Source organism: Aeromonas sp. MaB10011B (assembly GCF_017939325.1).
Classification (GTDB): Bacteria; Pseudomonadota; Gammaproteobacteria; order Enterobacterales; family Aeromonadaceae; genus Aeromonas; species Aeromonas caviae.
In genome coordinates this window covers 320676-346303 of sequence record NZ_JAGKRK010000072.1, presented here as the reverse complement: position 1 = coordinate 346303, position 25628 = coordinate 320676, and the positions used below count along the sequence as shown (strand labels likewise).

25 protein-coding genes and 1 tRNA gene are annotated in these 25628 nt (G+C 61.5%); 11 read left to right on the top strand and 15 right to left on the bottom strand.

What is annotated here, in order from left to right; all coding sequences use genetic code 11:
- The first annotated feature begins 67 nt into the window (after window positions 1-67).
- Together J9893_RS16030 and J9893_RS16025 are read left to right on the top strand one after the other, a co-directional pair.
- Entirely contained in the window at window positions 68-991 is a 924-nt protein-coding gene (locus J9893_RS16030; RefSeq protein ID WP_029314806.1) for an SPFH domain-containing protein, read from the top strand.
- Window positions 988-1443, top strand: a complete 456-nt coding sequence (locus J9893_RS16025) for an NfeD family protein (RefSeq protein WP_010675601.1) — start codon at window positions 988-990, stop codon at window positions 1441-1443. Before J9893_RS16030 ends, J9893_RS16025 begins: the two co-directional genes overlap by 4 nt.
- A gap of 80 nt (window positions 1444-1523) precedes the next feature.
- On the opposite strand, the gene J9893_RS16020 is transcribed toward J9893_RS16025, so the two are convergent.
- The 3 genes from J9893_RS16020 to J9893_RS16010 form a co-directional block, all read right to left on the bottom strand.
- Entirely contained in the window at window positions 1524-1769 is a 246-nt protein-coding gene (locus J9893_RS16020; protein WP_010675602.1) for a hypothetical protein, read from the bottom strand.
- Window positions 1770-2075: 306 nt separating this feature from the next.
- On the bottom strand, window positions 2076-3125 hold the full coding sequence (locus J9893_RS16015) for an oxidoreductase (RefSeq protein WP_010675603.1): 1050 nt from the start codon (window positions 3123-3125) through the stop codon (window positions 2076-2078).
- 102 nt (window positions 3126-3227) lie between these two features.
- Window positions 3228-4391: a multidrug effflux MFS transporter gene (locus J9893_RS16010; RefSeq protein ID WP_210599738.1), complete on the bottom strand. Its 1164-nt coding sequence runs from the start codon at window positions 4389-4391 to the stop codon at window positions 3228-3230.
- A 234-nt stretch (window positions 4392-4625) separates the two neighbouring features.
- Between J9893_RS16010 and rdgB the strand changes: the two genes are divergently transcribed.
- Window positions 4626-5222: an RdgB/HAM1 family non-canonical purine NTP pyrophosphatase gene (gene rdgB, locus J9893_RS16005; RefSeq protein ID WP_210599739.1), complete on the top strand. Its 597-nt coding sequence runs from the start codon at window positions 4626-4628 to the stop codon at window positions 5220-5222.
- 132 nt (window positions 5223-5354) lie between these two features.
- Complete coding sequence (gene hemW, locus J9893_RS16000; protein WP_210599740.1) at window positions 5355-6500, top strand: radical SAM family heme chaperone HemW; 1146 nt, start codon at window positions 5355-5357, stop codon at window positions 6498-6500.
- A gap of 116 nt (window positions 6501-6616) precedes the next feature.
- Here hemW and J9893_RS15995 read toward each other — a convergent pair whose 3' ends face one another.
- The 3 genes from J9893_RS15995 to zntR form a co-directional block, all read right to left on the bottom strand.
- Window positions 6617-6835, bottom strand: a complete 219-nt coding sequence (locus J9893_RS15995; protein ID WP_042016330.1) for a ribosome alternative rescue factor ArfA — start codon at window positions 6833-6835, stop codon at window positions 6617-6619.
- A 107-nt stretch (window positions 6836-6942) separates the two neighbouring features.
- Window positions 6943-7479, bottom strand: a complete 537-nt coding sequence (locus J9893_RS15990) for a dihydrofolate reductase family protein (RefSeq protein WP_113068956.1) — start codon at window positions 7477-7479, stop codon at window positions 6943-6945.
- Entirely contained in the window at window positions 7469-7906 is a 438-nt protein-coding gene (gene zntR, locus J9893_RS15985; RefSeq protein WP_041213891.1) for a Zn(2+)-responsive transcriptional regulator, read from the bottom strand. Before zntR ends, J9893_RS15990 begins: the two co-directional genes overlap by 11 nt.
- Before the next feature lie 431 nt (window positions 7907-8337).
- Between zntR and purH the strand changes: the two genes are divergently transcribed.
- The 6 genes from purH (at window position 8338) to J9893_RS15955 (ending at window position 16104) form a co-directional block, all read left to right on the top strand.
- Window positions 8338-9930, top strand: coding sequence for a bifunctional phosphoribosylaminoimidazolecarboxamide formyltransferase/IMP cyclohydrolase (gene purH, locus J9893_RS15980; protein WP_042016335.1), 1593 nt, complete (start codon window positions 8338-8340; stop codon window positions 9928-9930).
- 106 nt (window positions 9931-10036) lie between these two features.
- On the top strand, window positions 10037-11326 hold the full coding sequence (purD, locus tag J9893_RS15975) for a phosphoribosylamine--glycine ligase (protein WP_210599741.1): 1290 nt from the start codon (window positions 10037-10039) through the stop codon (window positions 11324-11326).
- Window positions 11327-11730: 404 nt separating this feature from the next.
- Entirely contained in the window at window positions 11731-12105 is a 375-nt protein-coding gene (locus tag J9893_RS15970) for a cytochrome b562 (protein WP_104454743.1), read from the top strand.
- Window positions 12086-12640: a cytochrome b/b6 domain-containing protein gene (locus J9893_RS15965; RefSeq protein WP_103243703.1), complete on the top strand. Its 555-nt coding sequence runs from the start codon at window positions 12086-12088 to the stop codon at window positions 12638-12640. Before J9893_RS15970 ends, J9893_RS15965 begins: the two co-directional genes overlap by 20 nt.
- Window positions 12641-12905: 265 nt before the next feature.
- Complete coding sequence (locus J9893_RS15960) at window positions 12906-15482, top strand: alpha amylase C-terminal domain-containing protein (RefSeq protein WP_210599742.1); 2577 nt, start codon at window positions 12906-12908, stop codon at window positions 15480-15482.
- A 259-nt stretch (window positions 15483-15741) separates the two neighbouring features.
- Window positions 15742-16104 carry a tetratricopeptide repeat protein gene (locus J9893_RS15955; protein ID WP_223933045.1) on the top strand — a complete coding sequence of 121 codons (363 nt, stop codon included), beginning with the start codon at window positions 15742-15744 and terminating at the stop codon, window positions 16102-16104.
- Window positions 16105-16151: 47 nt separating this feature from the next.
- Here the strand turns inward: J9893_RS15955 and J9893_RS15950 are convergent.
- From J9893_RS15950 to rpsU, 5 genes are all read right to left on the bottom strand, one after another.
- Window positions 16152-16228: transfer RNA gene (locus tag J9893_RS15950), tRNA-Ile, on the bottom strand.
- 194 nt (window positions 16229-16422) lie between these two features.
- Complete coding sequence (gene rpoD, locus J9893_RS15945; RefSeq protein WP_263639565.1) at window positions 16423-18318, bottom strand: RNA polymerase sigma factor RpoD; 1896 nt, start codon at window positions 18316-18318, stop codon at window positions 16423-16425.
- A 183-nt stretch (window positions 18319-18501) separates the two neighbouring features.
- Complete coding sequence (dnaG, locus tag J9893_RS15940; RefSeq protein ID WP_010675617.1) at window positions 18502-20289, bottom strand: DNA primase; 1788 nt, start codon at window positions 20287-20289, stop codon at window positions 18502-18504.
- Between the two features lie 89 nt (window positions 20290-20378).
- Window positions 20379-20822, bottom strand: a complete 444-nt coding sequence (locus tag J9893_RS15935; RefSeq protein WP_210599743.1) for a GatB/YqeY domain-containing protein — start codon at window positions 20820-20822, stop codon at window positions 20379-20381.
- Window positions 20823-20837: 15 nt separating this feature from the next.
- On the bottom strand, window positions 20838-21053 hold the full coding sequence (rpsU, locus tag J9893_RS15930; protein ID WP_005309452.1) for a 30S ribosomal protein S21: 216 nt from the start codon (window positions 21051-21053) through the stop codon (window positions 20838-20840).
- Between the two features lie 179 nt (window positions 21054-21232).
- Between rpsU and tsaD the strand changes: the two genes are divergently transcribed.
- Window positions 21233-22246 carry a tRNA (adenosine(37)-N6)-threonylcarbamoyltransferase complex transferase subunit TsaD gene (gene tsaD, locus J9893_RS15925; protein ID WP_010675619.1) on the top strand — a complete coding sequence of 338 codons (1014 nt, stop codon included), beginning with the start codon at window positions 21233-21235 and terminating at the stop codon, window positions 22244-22246.
- A 73-nt stretch (window positions 22247-22319) separates the two neighbouring features.
- Here tsaD and rpoS read toward each other — a convergent pair whose 3' ends face one another.
- From rpoS to J9893_RS15905, 4 genes are read right to left on the bottom strand one after another with little or no spacing between them, the layout of a single operon-like run.
- Entirely contained in the window at window positions 22320-23303 is a 984-nt protein-coding gene (gene rpoS / locus J9893_RS15920; RefSeq protein WP_010675620.1) for an RNA polymerase sigma factor RpoS, read from the bottom strand.
- 46 nt (window positions 23304-23349) lie between these two features.
- Window positions 23350-24420: a LysM peptidoglycan-binding domain-containing protein gene (locus J9893_RS15915; protein ID WP_039041047.1), complete on the bottom strand. Its 1071-nt coding sequence runs from the start codon at window positions 24418-24420 to the stop codon at window positions 23350-23352.
- 9 nt (window positions 24421-24429) lie between these two features.
- The gene (locus J9893_RS15910; RefSeq protein ID WP_010675622.1) at window positions 24430-25011 is read right to left on the bottom strand and encodes a YqaA family protein; all 582 of its coding nucleotides are present in this window, start codon (window positions 25009-25011) and stop codon (window positions 24430-24432) included.
- Complete coding sequence (locus tag J9893_RS15905) at window positions 25008-25625, bottom strand: protein-L-isoaspartate(D-aspartate) O-methyltransferase (RefSeq protein ID WP_010675623.1); 618 nt, start codon at window positions 25623-25625, stop codon at window positions 25008-25010. Before J9893_RS15905 ends, J9893_RS15910 begins: the two co-directional genes overlap by 4 nt.
- Between the last annotated feature and the right edge of the window lie 3 nt (window positions 25626-25628).

The window sequence follows — 25628 nt, the reverse complement described above, 5'->3', positions numbered from 1 at the left end:
CGAATCTGCTTGTGGTGGATGGCACCAGACCCTAGGCTAGTGAAAGTGTTTCATAAGGAGCTTAATCATGAATGAGTCATTGATTGTATTGGGGATCTTCATATTCCTGGTACTCGCCACCCTGAGTGCCGGCATCAAGATAGTGCCCCAGGGTTACAACTGGACCGTGGAGCGCTTCGGCCGCTACACCCGCACCCTCTCCCCTGGCCTCAACCTGCTGATCCCCTACATCGACCGCATCGGCCACAAGATCATCATGATGGAGCAGGTGCTGGACATCCCGGCCCAGGAGGTGATCTCCCGGGACAACGCCAACGTCACCATCGACGCCATCAGCTTCGTGCAGGTGGTGGATGCCCGCAAGGCGGGCTACGAGGTCAATGATCTCACCAGTGCCATCCGCAATCTCACCATGACCAACATGCGGACCGTGCTCGGCGCCATGGAGCTGGACGAGATGCTCTCCCAGCGCGACACCATCAACGAGAAGCTGCTGCGCACCATGGATGCCGCCACCGCCCCCTGGGGCATCAAGGTGACCCGGATCGAGATCAAGGATGTGCGCCCGCCCCTCGCCCTGGTGGAAGCCATGAACGCCCAGATGAAGGCCGAGCGCCAGAAGCGGGCCGAGGTACTGGAGGCCGAAGGGGTGCGCCAGTCCAAGATCTTGAAGGCCGAGGGGGAGAAGCAGTCCCAGATCCTGAAAGCCGAGGGTGAGCGTCAGGCCGCCTTCCTCGCCGCTGAAGCGCGGGAGCGGGCCGCCGAGGCGGAAGCCAAAGCGACCCACATGGTCTCCCAGGCGATCGCCGAGGGCGACATGCAGGCCATCAACTACTTTGTGGCCCAGAAATACACCGAGGCCCTGGCCCGCATCGGTGAAGGCCCCAACAGCAAGATCATCATGATGCCCCTGGAAGCGGGCAGCCTGATAGGCTCGGTGGCGGGCATGGCCGAGCTGTTCAACAAAGACGGCAAGGCGGGCAAATCATGACAGCCCTGTTCGAGGGGCTGACCCACTGGCACTGGCTGGGGCTCGGCTTCGTGCTGCTGGCCATCGAGGTGATGGGGTCGGTGGGCTTTCTGCTCTGGACCGGCATCGCCGCCCTGGAGGTGGGACTCTTGCTGCTGGTCTGGCCCTTCGGCTGGCAGGCGCAGTTGCTGCTCTTCGCCCTGCAATCCCTGCTCACCACCTGGGCCTGGTGGCGCTGGCAGCATCGCCGGGATCGCTCCGGGCTGGATGCCGCCGCTCCCATCAACGAGCGGATGCAAAGCTACATGGGCCGCGAGCTGACCCTGCTGGACGAGGTCAGCCAGGGAATGAGCCGGGTGCATCTGGACGACACCGTCTGGACGGTGCGCTGCAACGCGCCGCTGCCGGCCGGCAGCCGGGTCAAGGTGGTGGGGGCCGACTCCCACATCCTGCTGGTGGAACCCCTCGGCTGACCGGGCAACGCCCCGTCATGGCCATAAAAAAACGGGCCCGGCGCGAGTGCGCCGGGCCCGTTTTTCAATGAGGTGCTGGCTTAGTTGGCCTTGGCATCGCTCACGGCAGCTTCAGCCTTGGTGGCCACGTCAGCGGCAGCCTTCTCGACAGTAGCGGAAGCTTCGGAAGCAGCCTTCTCGACGGTAGCAGACGCTTCGCTAGCGGCTTTCTCGACAGTGGCAGCAACGTCTGCGGCCGGGGTCGCAGCCGGAGCGGCAGCTTCTTCTTTCTGACCACAGGCGGTCAACATCAGACCCAGGATACCGGCTACCAGTACTTTGTTCATGTGCATACCCTCAAAAAAAGATGGAGAGATGGTGCAGGGACCATCACTGTACGCCCCGGCTCCTGTCGGCACACCGGCCGCTGGAGCCCGAAGGCGCGCGAAATATATCCCCATATGCGGCCGATGAAAACGCGTATCACAATGATATTTTCTCGTTGGCATGATAAGAAACACTGCTGCAACGACAAATATTAATATAAAACACCCATTCACCACCAAATTCGCACAACAAATCGCCAATTACCTGGCGATTGCCAGTCAGCCATTGTCTTTCTGTCAGGCTCTCGGCGCTGCCGGATTACGCCGTCAGTCAGACAGCTTCTGACAAGGCAGGCGCCGCCCCTGCTGGTCGCTCTCCCGGGCCAGGTCCAGCAAGGCCATCACCGCCAGGGCCTCGTCGGCCGGCACCGGGTTCTCCCCTTCTCCCCGGATGGCGGCGCAGACACCGCGATAGTAGGCGCCGTAGTCCCCCGCTTCGCCAGCCACGGTCTGCTGCAGGAGCTGACCGTCCCGGATCTGGCTGAGCTGGCCGGGGGCGGGATCCACGCCCCAGTCCGCCGCCGGAGGCCGCTTGCCCTCCTTGAGCTGCTCTTCCTGCACGTCCATGCCGAACTTGATGAAGGAGCCCTGACTGCCGTGCACCACGAAGCGGGGCATCACGGCCGACACCAGACAACTGCCGTGCAGAATGACCCGCATCTCGCCGTAACCCAGCACCACATGGAAGTAGTCGTCCGCCAGGGCCCCGGGGCGCTGCTTGCCCAGATCTGCCTGCAACCAGTCCGGCTGGCCGAACAGCTGGAGCGACTGATCCAGGATATGGGGGCCGAGATCGAACCAGAGACCGGAGCCCGGGCCGCCCGCCTCGCGCCAGCGCTGGCGCACCTCGGGGCGATAACGGTCGAAGTGGGATTCGAACTGGGCGACTTGCCCCAACGCCCCCTCCGCCAGCAGACGGCGCACCGTGAGGAAGTCCCCGTCCCAGCGCCGGTTGTGGAAGATGCTGAGCAGCCGTTGCTGCTTCTCCGCCAACTCGACCAGCGCCTTCGCTTCGGCCAGATCCAGGGCGAACGGCTTGTCGATCACCACGTGCTTGCCCGCCAGCAGGGCCTCGCGAGCGATGGGGGCGTGGGTGTCGTTGGGGGTGGCGATCACCACCAGATCGAGGCTGTCATCGGCCAGCACCTGCTCCAGGGTGCCGACCCGGGTGCCGGGCAACGCGGCCTGTACCTTGGCGGCATCCCGGCTCACCACCCAGCGCAGGGTCAGGCCCGGGGTCGTGGCCAGGAAGGGGGCGTGAAAGGTCTGTCCTGCGAAGCCGTATCCCACCAGGGCGGCGTTGATTGTGTGGCTCATCCGGTTTTCTCCACGGGTCTGTGATCATGCGAGGCAGGCGGGTCGCCTGAAAAAGAGAAGGGGGCTCAAGGCCCCCTGAGTGTGCTCATCAGAGCACAGGATTTATTGCAAACACAAGCGCCGGCCCTGGCGGGTCATCAGCATCACCAGCGGGGGCAGCAGCAGCCACATGTGCAGGGCCAGCTGGCTCAGGGGATCCGGCATCAGCCAACCGGTGATCCCCACCAGGGCGCCGGAGCCGCTCATCTGGAACAGGCCGAGCAGCGCGGCCGCAGTGCCGGCGCAGTGGCCGAAGGGGGCCAGCGCCATACCGGCGGCGGCGCCCAGGATCATCGCAAAGCCGATGCTGGAGAGGAACACCGGGCCCATCATGGCCAGCGGGTGCGGGATGTGCATGGCCAGGGTCAGGGTGATGGCGGAGAGCAGCACCACCAGCAGGCCGATGCGCAGAGTCCGTCTTGGCCCTACCCGAGCGATGAAGCGCGGGGCCAGGAAGCAGGCCAGGATGTTGAGGGCCGCATTGGCGGTGAACCAGTGACTGAAGCCACTCATGTCCAGCCCCAGGGTCACCATCAGTTGTACCGGCGCCGCCGTCACGTAGGCGAGGATCACCGCCATCGCGAGCATGCAGAGGGAGGCGTTGAACAGGAAGCTCGGGGAGCGCAGCACCGGGCTGTAGCGGGACCAGCTGATGAGCGGGCCAGCACTGCTGGTCTCCTCAGGGCGGGTTTCCGGCATCCGCCACAGCAGCCAGCTACCGACCACCACGGCGTAACCCGCCATAAACCAGAAGTTCGCCGACCAGCCCGCCTTGGCGGTGAGCCAGCCACCCAGCAGGGGCGCCAGTGCGGGGATGAAGCAGATGGCACCGTTCAGATAGGAGATCATCTGACCGCTCTTCTTGGGGCCATAGCTGTCACGGACCACCGAGAAGGCGGCCACCGAGGTGGCGCAGGCCCCGAAGCCTTGCAGCACCCGCGCCAGCATCAGCTCGCCCAGGCTGGCAGCAAAGCCGGCTGCCAGGGCGCTCAGGCCATAGAGCAGCACGCCCCCCAGGGCGATGGGTTTACGCCCGTAGCGATCGGCGAGCGGCCCCACCAGCAGTTGCCCCAGCCCCATGCTGAACAGGAACCAGGTAATGGTGCCCTGCATCAGGGTCACTTCGGCCCCCAGCTGCTCGGCCATCTGGGGAATGGCAGGCAGATAGATGTCGATGGCCAGCGGGCTGAACAACACCAGGAGTACAAGCAAAAGAATCAATGGCATCAGTCACCTCAAGCCCTAGGAATATCGATTGGGCCGCGAGTCTACTGACTCAGAGTAATGAATTGAAATGGTATTTAATCACTTCGGTTATTCCCCACTGGAAACATGTATCTCTTCTACTTCTCAGGGGGTGGAACCAGGATCCCCCGTTGGCACCGGATCCCGGGCAATTGGCGCTTTTACTAAACCCCTCCCCCGCATAGAATGCGCAGATTATTTTTGCGGAGGTGTGTGATGAACAAGCTTGTCCTGGCAACAGGGAACCAGAAAAAGGTGAAGGAATTGGCCGCCATGCTGGCCGATATGAAGATCCAGGTGATCCCGCAGAGCGAGTTTGCAGTCTCCGATGCCGACGAGACCGGCACCACCTTCGTCGAGAATGCCATCATCAAGGCCCGCCACGCCGCCCGCGTCACCGGCCTGCCCGCCGTGGCCGACGACTCCGGTCTGGAAGTGGATCTGCTGCACGGCCGCCCCGGCGTCTACTCCGCCCGTTTTGCCGGTGCCGGTGCCAGCGACAAGGAGAACATCGACAAGCTGCTGGCCGAGCTCAAGGGCGCGCCGGATTACCTGAAAAGCGCCCGCTTCTGGTGCGTGCTGGTCTACATGCGCCACGCCGACGATCCCACCCCCATTATCTGCCAGGCCAGCTGGGAGGGGATGATCATCGACGAACCCCGCGGCCAGCACGGCTTCGGCTACGACCCCGTGTTCTTCGTCTCCGACCACGACTGCACCTCGGCCCAGATGCCGGCGGAACTCAAGAACCAGCTCAGCCACCGTGGCCAGGCCCTGGCCAAGCTCAAAGCGGCCCTGGCGGCAGTCAACTAAAGCGCTGTCTCCCGCCGCGTTGTCATCTACAATGGGGGCCGTCGGCCCCCGTTTCGTTCGCGGCGCCCCGCCCGTTGTCACCGGCAACCAGGGCCACCCGACCCCTTTTGATTGTTGAATACTGGAAATCCCATGCTGCAACTGCCGCCCCTCTCCCTCTATATCCACGTGCCCTGGTGCGTCCAGAAGTGCCCCTACTGCGACTTCAACTCCCACGCCCAGAAGGGGGAGCTGCCCCACCTCGAGTACGTGGCGGCCCTGCTGGAGGATCTGGAGCAGGATCTGCACTGGGCCCAGGGGCGCCCCCTCTCCTCCATCTTTATCGGTGGCGGCACGCCGAGCCTGCTCTCCGTCGACGCCATGCAGGCGCTGCTGGACGGGGTGCGCGCACGCATCGCACTGACCCCGGACTGCGAGATCACCATGGAGGCCAACCCGGGCACGGTGGAGGCGGACAAGTTCGCCGGCTTCCAGCGGGCCGGTATCAACCGCATCTCCATCGGGGTACAGAGCTTCCAGCAGGAGAAATTGACCCGGCTCGGCCGCATCCACGGCCCCGAGGAGGCGCGCAAGGCCGCCGAACTGGCCCACGCCATCGCGCTTCCCACTTTCAACCTGGATCTGATGCACGGCCTGCCGGATCAGAGCCTGGACGATGCGCTCTACGACCTGCAGCAGGCCATCGACTGCGCGCCGCCGCACCTCTCCTGGTATCAGCTCACCATAGAGCCGAACACGGCATTCGCCTCCAAGCCCCCCACATTGCCGGAAGATGACACCCTGTGGGACATCTACGAGCAGGGCCACGCCATGCTGACCGCCCAGGGCTATCAGCAGTACGAGATCTCGGCCTATGCCAAAGAGGGGTATCAGTGCCGCCACAACCTCAACTACTGGCGCTTTGGCGACTATCTGGGGATCGGCTGCGGCGCCCACGGCAAGGTGACGGATCTCGCGAGCCAGCAGATCCTGCGCACCGCCAAGGTGAAGCATCCGAAAGGTTATCTGGATCCGAGCCGCCCCTATCTGGACAACCAATGGCAGGTGAGTGCGGACGATCTGCCGCTCGAGTACTTCATGAACCGGTTCAGGTTGTTTGAACCCGCCCCCAAGGCGGAGTTCGAGGCCTTCACGGGGCTACCGCTGGAGCGGGTAGAGACCATGCTCGCCATCGCCCGGACCAAGGAGCTGATCGAGGATCTTGGCGACAGCTGGCAGCTCACGTCCCTCGGGCATCGCTACCTCAACGTGCTGCTCGAACTCTTTATGGACGAGTGAGCACGGGTTCACTCTCTTGCGTCAAGACCGCAAGTCAGCACCAGCGAATAGAAAAACAATCAGGGCGCCATTGGCGCCCTGATTGTGTTAACTGATGCCTTGCGGCAGAAACCCGCTCAGCAGCAGACGCTTACCATCTGCTGTTGGCCGGGCTCCCACCGCTTGCCGTGCTTGGCCTTGCGCTGATAGCTGCCCTTGCCCTTCTTGCTCGGCTCGACCCGGGCCTGGAACAGGGGGGAGGTCACCAGTGCCTTGAGGTGGTTGTCCTGAATGATGCCGCGCTGATGTTCGCAGGCGGGTTCGGCGGTGACACAGGTCACCTTCTTCTTGGCCATATGGGCTCCTTGATGGGGTTGTCGTGTTTGCCTGTCGTCCCTGTCTGGAAGGGCAGATGGCGAAAAACGCGCCGATTGTGCACCTCTTGCCTCCCCCGTGCAAGCTGTCAGGCGGGGTGATAGATAACCCGCACCAGGCCGCTTGGCAGCACGGCGCTCGACACCGGTCTCAGCGCGCCGGGCAGGGATCCTGCAAAGAGCGGCACCCCGCGTCCCAAAGTGACCGGCACCCAGAACAGGGTCAGCTCGTCCACCAGGGCCCCCTGCAGACCCTGCCTCACCAGCTCCCCGCCATCCAGATAGAGGTGACGGCTTCCCCCCTGCCACAACTCGTCCAGCACCTGCGCCAGCGCCCCCTGCCGAAAGGAGACCCGAGGACGGGGGTCGGCGGGCCTGTGGGTCAGTACCACCAGCGGCTTGTCCCCGTAGGGCCACTCGGGAAAGGCGCTCACGATATCGTAGGTGTTGCGCCCCATCAGCAGGGTGTCCGCGCTCGCCATCAGGGCACTGTAGCCGGTCTCCTCCGGCCCGTCGCCACCATAGGGGGCCAGCCATGCCAGATCGCCCCCCTCCCCGGCGATGAAACCGTCGAGGGAGAGGGCGAGAAAGGCGGAGACCCGGGGCCGGCGCAGCTCAGTGCTCATGGTCGTGGTGCTCGTGGCGGGAAGGGGCGCCGGACTCCAGGGTCTCGAGGATGGCGCAATGCTCCGCCGAGCGCGGGCCGCCGCAGCAGATGTCGGAGAGAGCCTTCAGGTTCTCGCGAAAACGGGTCAGCTCCAGGAGCTTCTGCTCCACCTGTTCGAGCTTGGTGTCGGCCACCGCCTTCACCTCCTGGCAGGTGACCTTGGCCTTGTTGGTGTCCAGGGTGAGCAGCTCGCCGATGTCCGCGAGGGAAAAGCCCACCGACTTGGCGCGGATGATGAACTCCAGCCGCCGCCTGTCCTGCTCCCCGTAGAGGCGATAACCGGATTCGTTGCGAATGCCCGGCGAGATGAGGCCGTTCTTCTCGTAAAAGCGCAGGGTGTCGGCCTTCACCCCGCACGCCTTGGCCAGTTCACCGATCCGATACATGGTCCTCTCCCCCGCATGACATTCCCGACATGGTACTCAATATAAACCGGCCTCCACTATCACCTCTTTGCCCGGCGATTGCCAGTCAAAGGCAGGAAAGCAGCAGCTAAGCCCTCACTTGCCGGCCATTTATCCCCAAAACACTGAAAAGACAAACGTTTCACAAAAATTCACCAGAAAACGTTTAACGCCGCATCCCACAAGGGTTTGTCTCTTTAAAAAATCCACCACAGGTCACATTTTTTGTGTAGAATACGCGCCCACAAGAGAGCGTCGCGTCAAGCGGGCATTTCCTAAAACGCTTTTGCCAACGGCCGCCCCGGGCGAGAGTGGTTTGCGAAATCCCCCACTTCCATTTATTTGGGGACTCTCTGTGTGTTGAGCCTCGCCTCCCATGGAACGGTCCCCGTTATGCTGAGGACGATAGTGTGATGGAACAAGCTCGACCCATTCGCCGTGCACTGCTGAGTGTGTCTGACAAGACTGGCATCCTGGAATTTGCCAAGGCACTCGACGCGCGTGGTGTGGCCCTGCTCTCCACCGGTGGTACCGCCAAGCTGCTGGCCGATGCGGGCCTGCCGGTGACCGAGGTGTCCGACTACACCGGATTCCCCGAGATGATGGACGGCCGGGTCAAGACCCTGCATCCCAAGGTACACGGCGGCATTCTCGGCCGTCGCGACCGGGATGACGCCATCATGGCCGAGCACGCTATCTCCCCCATCGACATGGTCGTCGTCAACCTCTATCCCTTCGCCGCCACCGTGGCCAAGCCCGGCTGCACTCTGGAAGACGCCGTCGAGAACATCGACATCGGCGGCCCGACCATGGTCCGCTCCGCTGCCAAGAACCACAAGGACGTCACCATCGTCGTCAAGGCCTCCGACTATGACCGCGTCATCGCCGAGATGGATGGCAACGGCAACAGCCTGACCCTCTCCACCCGCTTCGATCTGGCCATCGCCGCCTTCGAGCACACCGCCGCCTACGACGGCATGATCGCCAACTACTTCGGCACCCTGGTGCCCTCCTACGGCGAAAACAAGGAAGGCGACGAAGAGTCCCGCTTCCCCCGCACCTTCAACAGCCAGTTCATCAAGAAGCAGGACATGCGCTACGGCGAGAACAGCCACCAGGCTGCCGCCTTCTACGCCGAAGAGCAGGCCGCGCCGGGCTCGGTGGCAAGCGCCATCCAGCTGCAGGGCAAGGCCCTCTCCTACAACAACATTGCCGACACCGACGCAGCGCTGGAGTGCGTGAAGGAGTTCAGCGAACCGGCCTGCGTCATCGTCAAGCATGCCAACCCCTGCGGCGTCGCCATCGGTGACGACCTGCTGGCAGCCTACGATCGCGCCTACCAGACCGACCCCACCTCGGCCTTTGGCGGCATCATCGCCTTCAACCGCGAACTGGACGGCGAGACCGCCGCGGCCATCGTCGCCCGCCAGTTCGTGGAAGTGATCATCGCCCCCAGCATCAGCCAGGCTGCCCGCGAGGCGGTCGCCGCCAAGCAGAACGTGCGCCTGCTGGAGTGCGGCCAGTGGACTGCCCCGGCGCAAGGCTTTGACTTCAAGCGCGTCAACGGCGGCCTGCTGGTGCAGGAGCGCGATCTGGGCATGGTGACGCTCGGGGATCTGACCGTGGTCAGCCAGCGTCAGCCCACCGAGGCCGAGCTGCAGGATCTGCTGTTCTGCTGGAAGGTCGCCAAGTTCGTCAAATCCAACGCCATCGTCTACGCCAAGAACGGCCAGACCATCGGCGTGGGAGCCGGCCAGATGAGCCGCGTCTACTCTGCCAAGATCGCCGGCATCAAGGCCGAGGATGAAGGGCTGACCGTGGCGGGCTCCGTCATGGCCTCCGACGCCTTCTTCCCGTTCCGCGACGGCATCGATGCCGCCGCTGCCGCGGGCATCTCCTGCGTCATCCAGCCAGGTGGCTCGATGCGCGACCAGGAGGTGATCGACGCCGCCAACGAACACGGCATGTGCATGGTGTTCACCAACATGCGTCATTTCCGTCACTGACAGCCCAGGGCCGCCGATGGCGGCCCTGCCTCTTTAGCACCGGATCCTTTCCACTGGCAGGTTGCCACCGCAGCGCCAGTGAACTCAGACAGAAGCGAGCGAGACGATGAAAGTACTGATCATTGGCAACGGCGGCCGTGAACACGCCCTGGCCTGGAAGGCCAAACACTCCCCCCTGGTGACCCAGGTCTTCGTGGCACCGGGCAATGCGGGCACCCAGCTTGAGCCGGGCATCGAGAACGTCGCCATCCAGGCCACCGACATCGAGGGCCTGCTGGCCTTCGCCAAGGCGAACCAGATCGGCCTCACCATCGTCGGACCGGAAGCCCCCCTGGTGAAAGGGGTGGTCGATGCCTTCCGCGCCGCCGATCAGACCATCTTCGGCCCGACCGCCGCCGCCGCCCAGCTGGAAGGCTCCAAGGCCTTCACCAAGGACTTCCTGGCCCGCCACGCCATCCCCACCGCCGATTACCAGAACTTCACCGAGGTGGAGCCAGCGCTGGCCTATCTGCGCGAGAAGGGCGCCCCCATCGTCATCAAGGCCGACGGTCTGGCCGCCGGCAAAGGGGTGATCGTCGCCATGACCCTCGACGAGGCGGAAGCGGCGGTGCGTGACATGCTCTCCGGCAATGCCTTCGGCGATGCCGGCGCCCAGGTGGTGATCGAGGAGTTCCTGGACGGGGAAGAGGCGAGCTTCATCGTCATGGTGGACGGCGAGCACGTGCTGCCCATGGCCACCAGCCAGGATCACAAGCGCGCCTTCGACGGCGACACCGGCCCCAACACCGGCGGCATGGGGGCTTACTCCCCGGCGCCCGTGGTGACCGACGAAGTGCACCAGCGTGTGATGGAGCGGGTGATCATGCCGACCGTGCGCGGCATGGCGGCCGAGGGCAACGTCTACACCGGCTTCCTCTACGCCGGCCTGATGATCGATGCCGAGGGCAACCCCAAGGTGATCGAGTTCAACTGCCGCTTCGGCGACCCCGAAACCCAGCCCATCATGCTGCGGATGCAGTCCGATCTGGTGGATCTCTGCCTCGCCGCCTGTGCCGGCCAGCTGGATCAGAAGGAAGCCGTCTATGACCCCCGCGCCGCCATCGGCGTGGTGCTGGCAGCGGGTGGCTATCCCGGCGACTACACCAGCAACCACCCCATCAGCGGCCTGCCGGTGGACGAAGTGGCAGGGGAGAAGGTGTTCCATGCAGGCTCCCGCCTGGAAGGGCACACCAGCCTGACCCAGGGTGGCCGCGTGCTGTGCGCCACCGCCCTCGGCCACACGGTGCAGGAAGCCCAGCAGCGGGCCTATGCCCTGGCTGGTCGCATCCAGTGGGACGGCATCTTCTATCGCAAGGACATCGGCTGGCGTGCCATCGAGCGCGAGCAGGCCGAATAAGGGCCGGATCCCGATCACTCAAAGGGCCTGCGGGCCCTTTTTTTGTTGCACGGCGTCTTACGGGCAGTGAAATCGTCCATGGGTGGTGGCTTTCAAAAACAAAAACACCTGAAAAACTCACCTGACTTTAAAAAACCGATGTGTGATAAAAAATGGCAGCATGATTCACTGCCTGCGGGCCCCTTCCCGGGCCAGATGCGCGCCCTTGTATCCCAGCCGGAGGCGAGATCCGGTGACCGTTCTCTTTCGGCTACATTCCCACAGCAATCCCCTGCACAATTCGTCACAATTGGTCGCACTTTCTTCATACAATGATCGCCCTTTCATGGCATCATGATGCGTGAAACCGCACTCAAATGAGTGCTATAACAACCTGCAATCTCGTCGTCTCATAAGGAAATCCCATGCTGAAAACTGTGCGTCCCCTGCTGCTGCCCCTGATGTTCGGCCTGATGGCCCTGCCTGCCATGGCCGGCGATCTGGAGCAGCCGATGAAGAAGATCGGCTTCAACTACAAGCAGGCCGTCAAGGCTGACGACGCGGCCACCATGGAGAAATACATCAAGGAGATGAAGGCCCAGCTGGACGTCGCCAAGGGCAAGAACATGCCCGCCGCCAAGAAGGAGAAGTTCCTGGAAGGCATGACCGAAGTGCAGAGCGAGCTGGATGCCAGCCTGGCAGCCCTCCAGGCCGGTGACGAAGCCAAGGCGCGCGAGCACCTGGCCAAGGTCAACGACCTGAAGAAGGAGTACCACAAATATGCCAAGCAGAAAGGCTGACCCCTTCCACTGGGATGCTCTGGTGCGCCTCACCCACTGGGGTGTGGCGGCCATCTGTATCGGCAACCTCTGGCTCAACGAGGCGGGCGAGGAGTGGCACGAGCGGATGGGATACGCCGTCATGGTGCTCATCGGCATACGCCTGCTGTGGGGGCTCACCTTCGCTCGCGGCCACGCCCGCCTGCGCGCCCTCATCCCGAGCCGGGAGGATTTTCGCCATCAGGCCGACGCCCTGCGCGAACGGACCCCGCCCACCCCTGGCCATCACGGCAGCGGCAAGCTGGCGGTCTGGGCACTCTGGCTGCTGGTACTCGCCACCGCAGGGACCGGCTGGTTCCAGAACACCGAGACCGGCTTCGATCTGGGGGCGGACGACTGGCACGAGTGGTGCACCTGGGCACTCCAGGGCATGATCGCCCTGCACCTGTGCGCCATCGCCTACACCTCCTGGCGCCAGCGCAGCAACCTGGTCACCCGCATGCTGCCAGGGCGTCGTGCCCGGGCCAGTGCCGGGCAGCAGGAACCCAACGTCTGAACGTTCACGGGGCCCTGCGGGGCCCCTGTTCATCCCCTTCGCTACCCGCTTGACGGATCTCGCACCGATCTGCTCCCCTCTGCATCCTCCTGCTGCCACCGAATGGCATGAAAGCATTTTCATTCACATTTCTTAATTAATTCAGCTTGTTCGATTTTCAACCACGTCGATTTCATGAATGCTACGGAGCTGAACGAGGTTGTTTGTTGTCCGTTCGACTACACGACAGTGATACGTCAATAACAAGATCGAAGGGAAAATCGTCATGCACAACACACTGTTTCGAACCGCCCTGCTGGCGGCGGCACTCGGCTCTTTCAGCCACACTGCCAGCGCCGAAGGAGTCATGGTTCACCTGTTCCAATGGAAGTTCAACGACATCGCCAACGAGTGCGAGACCGTGCTCGGGCCCAAGGGGTTCGGTGGCGTCCAGATCACCCCACCCGCCGAGCACAAACAGGGCAGCCAGGTCTGGTGGACCGTCTATCAACCGGTCAGCTTCAAGAATTTCAACAGCTTCGGCGGTAGCGAGGCAGAGCTCAGGAGCATGATCGCCCGCTGCAACGCGGCCGGGGTCAAGGTCTATGCCGACGCCGTCTTCAACCAGCTGGCATCGGGTTCGGGCACCGCCACCGGCGGCGGCAGCTACAACTCGGGGCAATACCAATATCCCCAGTTCGGCTACAACGACTTCCATCACAGCGGCGACATCACCAACTACGGTGACAGCAACAACGTCTGGAACGGCGCCCTCTACGGCATGCCGGACCTCAATACCGGCTCATCCTACGTCCAGGATCAGATCGCCACCTACATGAAGACCCTGCTCGGCTGGGGCGTGTCGGGCTTTCGCATCGATGCGGCCAAGCACATGGCACCGGCCGATGTGAAGGCCATCCTCGACAAGGCGGGCAGCCCCAGGGCCTACCTGGAGGTGATCGGCGCAGGCGGGGAGTCCCCCGACATTCAGCCGGGCCGCTACACCTATATCGACACCGTCACCGACTTCAAATACGGCACCGATCTCGCCGCCAACTTCAACGGCCAGATCAAGAACCTCAAGACCCTGGGCGAGAGCTGGGGCCTGCTCCCCTCCAACAAGGCCTTCGTCTTCGTGGTCAACCACGACCGTGAACGCGGCCACGGCGGTGGCGGCATGCTCACCTTCATGAGCGGTGCCCGCTACGAGCTGGCCAACACCTTCATGATGGCCTGGCCCTATGGCTGGAAGCAGGTGATGTCGGGCTATCGCTTTGAAAACATGGGTACCTATGAAACCGACAAGGGGGCGCCGGGCAGCACGCCCTGCACGGACAGCCAGTGGAACTGCGAACAGCGCCGACCGACCATCATGAACATGGCCCTGTTCCACAACCGGACCGAAGGCCAGCCCGTCAGCAACTGGTGGGACAACGGCAACAACCAGATAGCCTTCAGCCGCGGTGACAAGGGCTTCGTCGCCATCAACAACGAGAGCGGCAGCCTGGTGGCCTCGGTGCAGACCGGCCTGCCGGCCGGAGAGTACTGCAACCTGCTGGGGGGCAATGACTACTGCAGCGGCGGTTATGTCACCGTCGATGGCAGCGGCAAGGCCAGCCTGAACGTCCCCGGCATGAAGGCGGCCGCCATCATCGCCGGTTGCACCAAGGCCAGCCCCTGCGGCGGTTCCGTCCTGCCGGGCAACAAGTTCAGCAGCATGAACCTGCGCGGCACCCACAACGCCTGGGGCAACACCCCCATGACCGTCGATGCCAACCGTGTCTGGTCCGCCACCCTCACCCTGACCGGCAACGGTGACGCCACCGGTGCCCAGCGCTTCAAGTTCGACGTCTTCGGCAACTGGGCCGAGAACTACGGCGACAACGAAGGGGATGGCATCGCCGACAAGGGCAGCAGCAAGGATATCCTGGTCAGCGGGGCGGGCACCTACCGCATCACCCTGAGCGAGAGTGATCTGCGCTACACGGTCACCCCCCTCACCAGCAACCAGGCACCGGTCGCAGCCCTCTCCCCCAAAACCCTCAGCGTCAAGGCGGGGGAGAGCGTGGTGTTCGACGCCTCCGCTTCCAGCGATGACGGCGGCGTGGTGAGCTACAGCTGGTCCAGCGGGGGCACCGCCGCCACCGAGACCGTCCGGTTCGATACCCCGGGTACCCATACCGTGACGGTCACCGTAACCGATGCAGAAGGGTTGACCGCCAGTGCCAGCGCCGCCGTGACCGTCACCGACGACAACGGCACCTACGCCAGCGTACTGCCCACCCTGAACTTCCGCGGCACCCCCAATGCCTGGGGCTCCCTTGCCATGACGCTGGTCGCCGACAATCAGTGGGAAGCCCTGGTCACCTTCGACGGTCAGACCAACCAGCGCTTCAAGTTCGACGTCAAGGGGGACTGGACCCAGAACTACGGCGACACCAACAAGGACGGCGTGGCAGAACTGACCGGCAGTGACATCCTCACCCCGGTCATCGGCCAGTACCGGGTACGTTTCAACGATCAGACCCTGCAATACAGCCTGACTCCGGTGAGCGTCACCTATGCCAAGAATGTCGCCAGCCTCAACATTCGCGGCACCACCAACAACTGGGGCACCACCCCCATGTCCCTGGTCGGGGATCACCTCTGGCAGGCCAGCGTCACCTTCACCGGCAGCGGTGATGGCAACGGCAGCCAGCGCTTCAAGTTCGACGTCAAGGGGGACTGGACCCAGAACTACGGCGACACCAACAAGGATGGCGTGGCCGAGCTGGCCGGGGCAGACATCACCACGGCAGTGGTCGGTGCCTATGTGGTGCGCTTCAACGACCAGACCCTGGCCTACAGCCTGAGCGCCCAGTAAGGCTGGACACACGCCAGGGCCATTTCGCCCCGGCGCCGAACCAGGCCTCCCGCCATCGGCGGGAGGCCTTTTACATGGCCCCATGACCCGTTCCCCGCCAGCCTGTCGGCAGGCATACTGATCCTTCATCCCCATGCAGGAGCACATATGAAACAGTTGAACACCCTCAAGGCCGAGGGAGGGATGGATCGAGGAAGCCCGTCAGCACGGTCTGCTGCAACTCATCGAGCACCCAACCCACGCCGAGCGGCATTACGAAGTGGCCGGACTGCACGACATGCTGGGGCGAGAGGCCCAGGCCATTCCCCTCTATCAGAAGGCCGTGTCGCTGGGGCTTGGCGAGTCGTCGCTGCGCGGAGCCCTGCTTGGACTTGGCAGCTCCTATCGCACCACGGGCCGTCATGCCGAGGCGCTGGCCACCTTTGACGAGGCCCTGGCCCGCTTCCCCGATGCCATGGAGTTCAAGGTGTTTCGTGCCATGACCTGCTACAACCTGGGGCGCAACAAGGAGGGGATGGAGACGCTGCTGGGGATCCTCGCGACCACCACCACGGATCCCGCCCTGCTTCCCTACCGGCGCGCCATGGCACTCTATGCCGAGGATCTGGACAGACGCTGGTGAACGCCAGAAACGAAAAAGCCGCTCAAAAGAGCGGCTTTGTCTGAAAATGGTGGCCCCTGGGGGACTTGAACCCACGACCAATCGATTATGAGTCGACTGCTCTGACCAACTGAGCTAAGGGGCCATTGATGCTGGTTAGCGGCGTGGATTATAGGGGATGGCGGATACCCCGTCCATAGTCAGATCAACCACTTGGCGAGATTTCATCCATATTCAAGCGGTTCCATGACCCCTCTTCACGCCCATGCCAGCACGGATAAAACAAAGCCCCGCATGGCGGGGCTTTTTGTTGCAATGTCAGGCTGACAGAACCCGGGACTACTCGTCCAGGAAGCTGCGCAGCACTTCCGAGCGGCTCGGATGGCGCAGTTTGCGCAGGGCCTTGGCTTCGATCTGACGGATACGCTCACGGGTGACGTCGAACTGCTTGCCCACTTCCTCGAGGGTGTGGTCGGTGTTCATGTCGATACCGAAGCGCATGCGCAGTACCTTGGCTTCCCGTGCGGTCAGCCCGGCCAGCACTTCGCGGGTCGCGTTGCGCAGGCTCTCGCTGGTGGCCGCATCCGCTGGCAGAGCCAGGGTGGTATCTTCGATGAAGTCGCCCAAGTGGGAGTCTTCGTCATCACCGATGGGCGTCTCCATGGAGATGGGCTCCTTGGCGATTTTCAGTACCTTGCGGATCTTGTCTTCCGGCATGCCCATGCGCATGGCCAGCTCTTCCGGGTTCGGTTCACGACCCATCTCCTGCAGCATCTGGCGGGAGATACGGTTGAGCTTGTTGATGGTCTCGATCATGTGCACCGGGATACGGATGGTACGGGCCTGATCCGCGATGGAGCGGGTAATGGCCTGACGGATCCACCAGGTGGCATAGGTCGAGAACTTGTAGCCGCGACGATATTCGAACTTGTCGACCGCCTTCATCAGACCGATGTTGCCCTCCTGGATCAGATCCAGGAACTGCAGACCGCGGTTGGTGTACTTCTTGGCGATGGAGATAACCAGACGCAAGTTGGCCTCGACCATCTCTTTCTTCGCACGGCGGGCTTTGGCCTCACCAATGCTCATGCGGCGGTTGATGTCCTTGATCTGGGCGATGGACAGACCGGTCTCTTCTTCGATCTGCTGCAGCTTGCCGATGGAACGCAGTACTTCTTCGTCCATCTCGAGCAGACGGGGAGACCACGCCTTGCCGGCCTGCTTCTGGTATTCGAACCAGGCAGTTTCGCACTCGTTGTTGGTGAAGGCCGCGACGAAGGTCTTCTTCGGCATCTTGGCCTGCTCAACGCAGAGCTTCATGATGATGCGTTCCTGCACGCGGACACGCTCCATCATCTCCCGCATGTTGTTGACCAGGCGATCGAACTGCTTGGGCATCAGGCGGAATTGACGGAAGACATCGGCCAGCTGGGCGATGGCATTCTGGGTGTCGTCGTGGGCACGGCCATTCTGCTGAATGGAGAGACGAGTCACCTCGTACTGGGCACGCAGTTCGCCGAATTTCTCGCGAGCGACTTCCGGATCCGGGCCACCGTCGCCGTCATCGTCGGAGTTGTCACCGTCTTCGTCTTCGTCCTCATCTTCGTCTTCGTCTTCGTCGGCGAGGTCGTCCTCGCTGAGCTCGGAGCCGATATGAGTGGCGGTCGGCGCCACGTCATCCACTTCGTTCGGATCGATGAAGCCGGAGATGATGTCGGACAGGCGAAGCTGCTCGGCTTCGTACTTGTCGTACTGTTCGAGCAGATAGGTGATGGCTTCAGGGTACTCGGCGACGGAGCTTTGTACCTGGTTGATACCGTCTTCGATCCGCTTGGCGATGTCGATCTCGCCTTCGCGGGTCAGCAGTTCGACGGTACCCATTTCCCGCATGTACATGCGGACGGGATCGGTCGTGCGACCAATCTCAGATTCAACAGATGCCAGAGCCTGGGCCGCTGCTTCGGCAGCGTCCTCATCGGCGGTACCACCTTCAGCCATGATAAGGTCATCGGCATCCGGAGCGTTTTCAACCACTTGAATGCCCATATCGTTGATCATCTGGATGATGTCTTCGATCTGGTCTGAATCGACAATGTCTTGCGGGAGGTGATCGTTCACCTCGGCATAGGTCAGGTAGCCCTGTTCTTTACCTTTGGCAACGAGGAGTTTAAGCTGAGACTGCGGGGTTTGCTCCATAGAACTCATCCGGTTGGTGTTGCTAGGTTGCGCGTACAGTGCGCTGCTGCGCAAATAGCCAATTCTAATAGAAAACCGCCAGACATGCTATGTCTGGTTGCGGCGTCGGTCATGAGAAACCCCTGCCCGCAGTGTTGTCGGGGCCAGGTGGTTATAAAGTGTTTGCTTTCAATCCCGTCGATTCGGGCAACGCTATTCATATTGGGACTGCTCACTCAAATATCAAGCCCCACTCTCATTTCTTTTCTCAATCTGCACCTCTCTGATCAGCATCATCAGCTCCTGAGTTTCCTCAGAGCTTAGCCCTTCCTGCGCCACCTTGGCCTGCAATTCTTCGATCCGTTGCTTCAGGAAAAGGTTGATGAAACCGACAAAGGTATCCTGTAATTCTCCCAAAATATCGGGCTCCTGGTCGAGCTTTACCTCTTCAAACAGGTCATGCATCGCCAGCTGGGCAAGTATTTCTCCCTCTTTTGTGCCGCGCCAATGCTCCAGCAGGATACCCGTTGTCACTCCCGGCTGGATCAGGATCTGCTGGTGCAGTTGCAGCAGGAAAGGGATCCCCTGCAGGCGCAGCCCGGCCAACTCGGGCATGGCCGGCAGCTCGGCGGTGATCGCCGGATACTGCACCATCAGGGCCAGAGCCCTGCGGATCGGCGTCAGTTTGGTCGCCTTGGGTTTGTTAACTTCCGCCTTGGGCTGGCTGTTGCGGGCAAACAGCTCGGCAATCCGCTGCTTGTTTTCTCCCCAGCGCATCATGCTGGAGAGTCGGGTAATCAACCCCTCGCGAGTGAAACCTTCCGGTACCCGACGAATCAGCTCGGCGGCCTTGTTGGCTACTTCAAACTTGCCTGCCTCACCGGAAAGAGCCGCATCGCGCCCGAGGCGTTCGAACATGAAATCCGCAAACGACTGGGCCTTGTCGAGCAGCGCTTCGAACCCCTCCTTGCCGATCTGGCGTACCAGCGAGTCGGGATCCTCGCCATCCGGCAAAAAGACGAACTTGAGTTCACGGCCGTCCTGCAGGTGGGAGAGCGCGTTATCCAGCGCCCGCCAGGCCGCTTCCCGACCGGCGTTGTCGCCGTCGTAGCAACAGACCACCTCTGCCGTGGTACGGAACAGGGTGTGGATGTGATCGCTGGTGGTCGCAGTCCCCAGTGCCGCCACCGCATAGTCGATGTCGTACTGGCCGAGCGCCACCACATCCATGTAGCCTTCCACCACAAGGATCCGGCGCGGATCCTTGTGTGCCTGCTTGACCTCATAAAGGCCGAACAGCTCTCGCCCCTTGTGGAAGATGGGGGTTTCGGGGGAGTTCAGGTACTTGGGCGTGCCATCCCCCAGCACTCGGCCACCGAAGCCGATGACCCGGCCGCGTTTGTCCCGGATCGGAAACATGATGCGATCGCGGAAACGATCGTAGCTGCCCGGGCCGCTGTCACGGGGGATCAGCATACCGCCCGAAATCAGCAGTTGTTCGTGATCCCTACTGGCGCCAAAGCGGCGACGCACCTGATCCCAGTCCCCAGGGGCATAACCGATGTTGAAGCGCTTGACCACCTCGCCAGTCAGGCCCCGGCCTTTCAGATACTCCACCGCCTGAGGCGCGTTCTTGAGATTGCTCTCGTAGAAGCGCGCAATCTGGTTCATCAGCTCGAACAGATCCTTGCTGACGGCTGGTTGGCTATGGCTTGATCCACCCGCCGTTTGCTCACGGGGGACCTGCATGCCGTGCAGGCTTGCCAGCTCTTCGATGGCATCGGGGAATTCCAGGCCGTCGTACTCCATGACAAAGCCGATAGCATTGCCGTGGGCACCACAACCGAAACAGTGATAGAACTGCTTCTCCTGGCTGACGGTAAAGGAGGGACTTTTTTCGTTATGAAAAGGGCAGCAAGCCTGGTAGTTCTTACCGGCTTTCTTCAACCGCACACGGGAGTCGATCAACTCGACTATGTCCGTGCGTACAAGCAGATCATCGATAAAGGATTGCGGGATCCTGCCAGCCATAACCGTCCTGTTTCATTGCATAGGAAATAAAAAAGCCGCGCATTCCAATGGGAAGCACGGCTTCTTCAACCAAACAAGAGAGTTGCCTGTTACGCCAAGCGGGTTTTCACCTGAGCACTGACGGCGCCGACATCGGCACGCCCCTGAATTTTTGGCTTCAAGACAGCCATGACTTTACCCATGTCAGCCATGACGGCAGCACCACTTTCAGTGATGGCTTGCTCGATCAGGGCGGCAATTTCGTCTGCGGTCAGCTGTTGTGGCAGGAACTCCTGCAGCACAACGATCTCGGCGGACTCTTTGTCGGCGAGATCCTGGCGACCGGCAGCTTCAAACTGGCTGATGGAATCGCGACGCTGTTTGACCATTTTGGTCACGACAGCGATGATCTCTTCATCGTTGAGCTCGACACGGGTATCGACTTCACGCTGCTTGATTTCTGCCATCAACAAGCGGATAGCACCCAACCGAGGCTTGTCTTTGGCAAGCATGGCGAGCTTTTGCTGATCCTTGAGTTGATCCTTCAGAGACACGGCATGATCCCTTGATTAGTACAGGCGGATACGACGTGCGTTTTCGCGGGACAGCTTCTTGGCGTGACGCTTGACAGCGGACGCTTTGGCGCGCTTGCGAATGGTAGTCGGCTTCTCGTAGAACTCACGGCTACGAACTTCGGACAGGATACCGGCCTTTTCGCAAGAACGCTTGAAGCGACGCAGAGCAACGTCAAACGGCTCATTTTCACGGACTTTGATTACTGGCATGTGCCTTTCACCTCAGTGATAAATTGTTAGCTGACCTTCAATCGATCAGCATGTCTTAAAATGGTGCGAAATTATACTCTGGACAGGGAATGAAAGTAAACCCGCAGAGATCGCTCTGGTTTAAAAAACCCGCGAAGGTTACCATAGCCGTCTCATTTTAGCAGTGAAATTTTTTAGCAATGCGTGTATTGGGCATAGAGACATCCTGTGACGAAACCGGGATCGCGATCTTCGATGATCAAAAAGGGATCCTTTCCCACCAGTTGTACAGCCAGGTCAAGCTGCATGCGGACTACGGCGGCGTTGTTCCCGAGCTCGCCAGCCGGGACCATGTACGCAAGACGATCCCCTTGATCCAGGCCGCCTTGAAAGAGGCTGGACTTGGCAAGGATGACATCGATGGCATCGCCTATACCGCGGGGCCAGGTCTGGTTGGTGCCATCCTGGTCGGGGCGACCATAGGCCGCTCGTTGGCCATGGCATGGGACAAGCCGGCCATCGCCGTACACCACATGGAAGGGCACCTGCTGGCCCCCATGCTGGAAGAGCGAGCCCCCGAGTTTCCCTTCGTAGCGCTCTTGGTTTCCGGCGGCCACTCCATGCTGGTTCGGGTCGATGGAATCGGCAGCTACCAGCTGCTGGGCGAATCGATCGACGATGCCGCCGGTGAGGCGTTCGACAAGACCGCCAAGCTGATGGGTCTGGACTACCCCGGTGGTCCGCTGCTCTCCCGGCTGGCAGAAAAGGGCACCACTGGACGCTTTACCTTCCCGCGTCCCATGACCGACCGTCCCGGGCTCGACATGAGCTTCTCCGGTCTCAAGACCTTCGCCGCCAACACCATTGCCGCCAACGGTGATGATGAACAGACCCGTGCCGACATCGCCCGGGCGTTTGAGGATGCGGTGGTCGACACCCTGGCCATCAAGTGCCGCCGTGCCCTGAAAGAGACCGGTCTCAATCGTCTGGTCGTGGCAGGCGGCGTCAGTGCCAACCGTCATCTGCGCGCCCAGCTGGCCGAGCTGATGGAGAGCCTCAAAGGTGAAGTCTTCTACCCGCGCACCGAATACTGCACCGACAACGGCGCCATGATCGCCTATGCCGGCATGCAACGCCTGAAGGCGGGAGTCTTCGAACCCCTCGTCGTCAAGGCCGTGCCGCGCTGGCCGCTGGACACTCTGGATCCGGTATGATCCGGAAGATCCACGACAAAAAGAAAGGGGCCTGCGGCCCCTTTTTCATCTTGATGACGGTATTCATACCCGTTTAATTGGTGCGGAATAGCGCCTCAATGGAGAGCCCCTGCCCCAGCAGGATCTCCCGCAGACGGCGCAACCCTTCCACCTGGATCTGGCGCACCCGCTCGCGGGTCAAACCAATCTCGGCGCCCACGTCTTCCAGGGTGGCCGGTTCATAGCCGAGCAGACCGAAACGGCGGGCCAGCACTTCGCGCTGCTTGGGATTCAGCTCCTCCAGCCAGTGCACTATGCTGCTGCGCATGTCATCTTCCTGGGACTCCAGCTCGGGCCCCATGCCGCGTTCGTCGGAAAGTACATCCAGCAGCGCCTTGTCGCGATCGCCACCAATGGGAGTATCCACCGAGGTGATCTTCTCGTTGAGCTTGAGCATGCGATTCACATCGTCCACAGAGCGATCCAGTGCAGAGGCGATATCCTCGGCGGTCGGCTCATGGTCGAGACGATGAGAAAGCTCGCGCGCAGTGCGCAGATAGACGTTCAGCTCCTTGACCACATGGATGGGCAGACGAATGGTACGGGTCTGGTTCATGATGGCCCGTTCTATGGTCTGGCGGATCCACCAGGTGGCATAGGTAGAGAAACGGAAGCCTCGCTCGGGGTCAAACTTCTCAACTGCGCGAATAAGGCCGAGGTTGCCCTCTTCGATGAGATCCAGCAGCACCAGGCCGCGGTTGTTGTAGCGCCGGGCAATCTTGACCACCAGGCGCAGGTTGGATTCAATCATGCGCTTGCGCGCCGCTTTGTCGCCACGCAGAGCACGGCGGGCGTAGTAGACTTCCTCTTCGGCCGTGAGCAAGGGGGAGAAACCAATCTCCCCCAGATAGAGCTGGGTGGCGTCCATTACCTTGTTCAGCTCGGGCGCCATCAGTTCATCGGAAATGGTCTCTTCGGCTTCGGCCGCCACTTCCTGAACCTCTTCTTCCTCCTGAACCTCCAGCTCCTCGTCGAACTCTAACTCTGCATCCTGCATTACCAGTTGTTCTTGGCTCATGATATCTCTCCCTGACCTACACCAGAGTAAGACTCAGCTCTCTGAGTTAACGCTTTGGCAAATAGCCCATCGGGTTGATCGACTTGCCTTTGTACCGGATTTCAAAGTGCAAGCGCACATCCGGCGCATCCGTGCTACCCATATTGGCGATAACCGCTCCGCCCTTCACGGTGTCTCCCTCCTTGACCCTCAACTCATCGTTGTGAGCGTAGGCGGAGAGGTAGTCATCGTTGTGCTTGAGAATTATCAGCTTGCCATACCCTCGCAGTGCACTGCCCGCATAGACCACTTTGCCGCTGCTCGCAGCGTAAATGGGTTGGCCCTTCTGGCCGGAAATGTCGATGCCCTTGTTGCCTTGTTCCGCAACGGAGAAGCCTTCAACGATCCGCCCTTTGGTCGGCCAATGCCAGGAGAGTGTTGACGAGGAACTGACGGTTTTTTGTTCTTTCGCCTGAGCGTATGCTGTTGACGAGGCAGGAGCAATGGTTTTCTGAGCAATAAATGGTGTGGTCGTACCTGCCGGAGCCGTGGCCAGGGGTTTGGGCCCCGTGCTGGTCACAACCGGTGTGGTTGCTGCCACCATCTGACCACCCGAGGAACCCGAGCCCCCCACATTGAGCACCTGGCCCACGTGCAATGCATAAGGAGCCTGGAGGTTGTTGCGCTGGGCCAAGGCCTGGTTGGAAAGACCGAACTGGCGACCGATGCTGCTCAATGTATCGCCACGGCGCACCTCGTAACTACCAGACCCCGTCACGCTGCCACGACTGACAGGGCTGCCGACGGTTGCCACCGCCATGGGGGCGGAAGCGCCATCGAGCCTGAGCTGCTGGCCGGGATAAATGTTATAGGGGGGAGTGATGCCATTGATGCTGATAAGCGAAGCCACATCCATGCCAGAACGAAATGCAATGGAGTAGAGAGTGTCTCCTTTGACCACGGTGTACCCGTTGCCTGCAATGCCGGGCTTGGTCATACCTTGACGCACGGGGATGGTCGAAGCGACCTGATCATTGCCCAGGCTGTGCACCGGAGCCGCAGTCTTGCTGGAGGAACAGGCAAGCAGCAGCCATGACAACACGACGACACCGCTACCTTGCCAAACACGCGAACACATAGTGGATCCTTAACGACTAAACCAGAAATAGGCCGCAACGGCCAAACCAATACAGAGCCAGCCCAGCACATCCACATAGTGCATCAGCTTGCGCTCCATCTTCTCGCCGCCCCAGCGCATCAGACCTGCAACCAGGAAGAAGCGCATGCCACGACCGATTAGCGAGGTCAGGATGAAAGGCAACAGTGCCATGTGAAGCAAGCCAGCCGTGACGGTAAACACCTTGTAGGGGATCGGCGTGAAGCTGGCAATAAAAATAACCCAGATGCCCCACTGCGCGAACCACTGCTCGGCCAGGGCAATCTTGTCCTCATAGCCAACCGAGGTCACCAGCGGCTGCACCACTGGCTCCCACAGGGCATAGCCGAGCAGATAACCAAACAGGGCGCCCAGCACCGAAAAGAGAGTGGCCAGCGCGGCATAGTGCCAGGCGCGATGAGGTTTGCCGAGCGCCATGGGCGCCAGCATCACATCCACCGGGATGGGCCAGAAGATGGATTCAATAAAGGCGGTGATGGCCAGATACCAGGGGGCATACTTGTGGCGTGCCCACTGCATCACCAGAACATAAAGGCGGGAAAACAACTTCACTCGACATCTCCGTCAATCAGGGGAACGAAACGTACCGGCTCCAGGATCCGGCTGGTGAGCTGGGAGCCCGATCGCTCGATGAGCTGCAGGGTCTGCTGACCATCACCCACCGGCAACACCAGACGACCACCGTCAGCCAGCTGATCGGTCAGGGCCTTGGGGACCTCACTGGCCGCCGCCGTCACCAGAATGGCGTCGAAAGGGCCCTTGTTGGGCCAACCTAGCCACCCATTGCCGTGCTTGGCCGACACATTGTGCAGATCGAGCTGGCGCAATCTGCGCCGGGCCTGAAACTGCAGCGACTTGATCCGCTCCATGGTGTAGACATGCTCCACCAGGTGGGCCAGTACCGCCGTCTGGTAGCCCGATCCCGTCCCGATCTCCAGCACATGGGCCGGATCGTTCTGGATCAGCAGCTCGGTCATGCGCGCCACGATGTAAGGCTGGGAGATGGTCTGCCCATGGCCGATGGGCAGGGCCGTATTGTCCCAGGCTTTGTGGGCCATGGCCTCATCCACGAACAGCTGGCGCGGCACCTTCGCAATCGCCGCCAATACGCGGAAATCGCGGACATCCTGGGCAATCAGTTGATTCAACAGGCGCTGTACTATCACAAC

What these genes read in the sequence shown, in the direction of transcription:
- J9893_RS16030 (WP_029314806.1), top strand. Translation starts at nt 68, where the DNA reads ATGAATGAGTCATTGATTGTATTGGGGATCTTCATATTCCTGGTACTC.
- J9893_RS16025 (WP_010675601.1), top strand. Translation starts at nt 988, where the DNA reads ATGACAGCCCTGTTCGAGGGGCTGACCCACTGGCACTGGCTGGGGCTC.
- J9893_RS16020 (WP_010675602.1), bottom strand. Translation starts at nt 1,769, where the DNA reads ATGAACAAAGTACTGGTAGCCGGTATCCTGGGTCTGATGTTGACCGCC.
- J9893_RS16015 (WP_010675603.1), bottom strand. Translation starts at nt 3,125, where the DNA reads ATGAGCCACACAATCAACGCCGCCCTGGTGGGATACGGCTTCGCAGGA.
- J9893_RS16010 (WP_210599738.1), bottom strand. Translation starts at nt 4,391, where the DNA reads ATGCCATTGATTCTTTTGCTTGTACTCCTGGTGTTGTTCAGCCCGCTG.
- rdgB (WP_210599739.1), top strand. Translation starts at nt 4,626, where the DNA reads ATGAACAAGCTTGTCCTGGCAACAGGGAACCAGAAAAAGGTGAAGGAA.
- hemW (WP_210599740.1), top strand. Translation starts at nt 5,355, where the DNA reads ATGCTGCAACTGCCGCCCCTCTCCCTCTATATCCACGTGCCCTGGTGC.
- J9893_RS15995 (WP_042016330.1), bottom strand. Translation starts at nt 6,835, where the DNA reads ATGGCCAAGAAGAAGGTGACCTGTGTCACCGCCGAACCCGCCTGCGAA.
- J9893_RS15990 (WP_113068956.1), bottom strand. Translation starts at nt 7,479, where the DNA reads ATGAGCACTGAGCTGCGCCGGCCCCGGGTCTCCGCCTTTCTCGCCCTC.
- zntR (WP_041213891.1), bottom strand. Translation starts at nt 7,906, where the DNA reads ATGTATCGGATCGGTGAACTGGCCAAGGCGTGCGGGGTGAAGGCCGAC.
- purH (WP_042016335.1), top strand. Translation starts at nt 8,338, where the DNA reads ATGGAACAAGCTCGACCCATTCGCCGTGCACTGCTGAGTGTGTCTGAC.
- purD (WP_210599741.1), top strand. Translation starts at nt 10,037, where the DNA reads ATGAAAGTACTGATCATTGGCAACGGCGGCCGTGAACACGCCCTGGCC.
- J9893_RS15970 (WP_104454743.1), top strand. Translation starts at nt 11,731, where the DNA reads ATGCTGAAAACTGTGCGTCCCCTGCTGCTGCCCCTGATGTTCGGCCTG.
- J9893_RS15965 (WP_103243703.1), top strand. Translation starts at nt 12,086, where the DNA reads ATGCCAAGCAGAAAGGCTGACCCCTTCCACTGGGATGCTCTGGTGCGC.
- J9893_RS15960 (WP_210599742.1), top strand. Translation starts at nt 12,906, where the DNA reads ATGCACAACACACTGTTTCGAACCGCCCTGCTGGCGGCGGCACTCGGC.
- dnaG (WP_010675617.1), bottom strand. Translation starts at nt 20,289, where the DNA reads ATGGCTGGCAGGATCCCGCAATCCTTTATCGATGATCTGCTTGTACGC.
- rpsU (WP_005309452.1), bottom strand. Translation starts at nt 21,053, where the DNA reads ATGCCAGTAATCAAAGTCCGTGAAAATGAGCCGTTTGACGTTGCTCTG.
- tsaD (WP_010675619.1), top strand. Translation starts at nt 21,233, where the DNA reads ATGCGTGTATTGGGCATAGAGACATCCTGTGACGAAACCGGGATCGCG.
- rpoS (WP_010675620.1), bottom strand. Translation starts at nt 23,303, where the DNA reads ATGAGCCAAGAACAACTGGTAATGCAGGATGCAGAGTTAGAGTTCGAC.
- J9893_RS15915 (WP_039041047.1), bottom strand. Translation starts at nt 24,420, where the DNA reads ATGTGTTCGCGTGTTTGGCAAGGTAGCGGTGTCGTCGTGTTGTCATGG.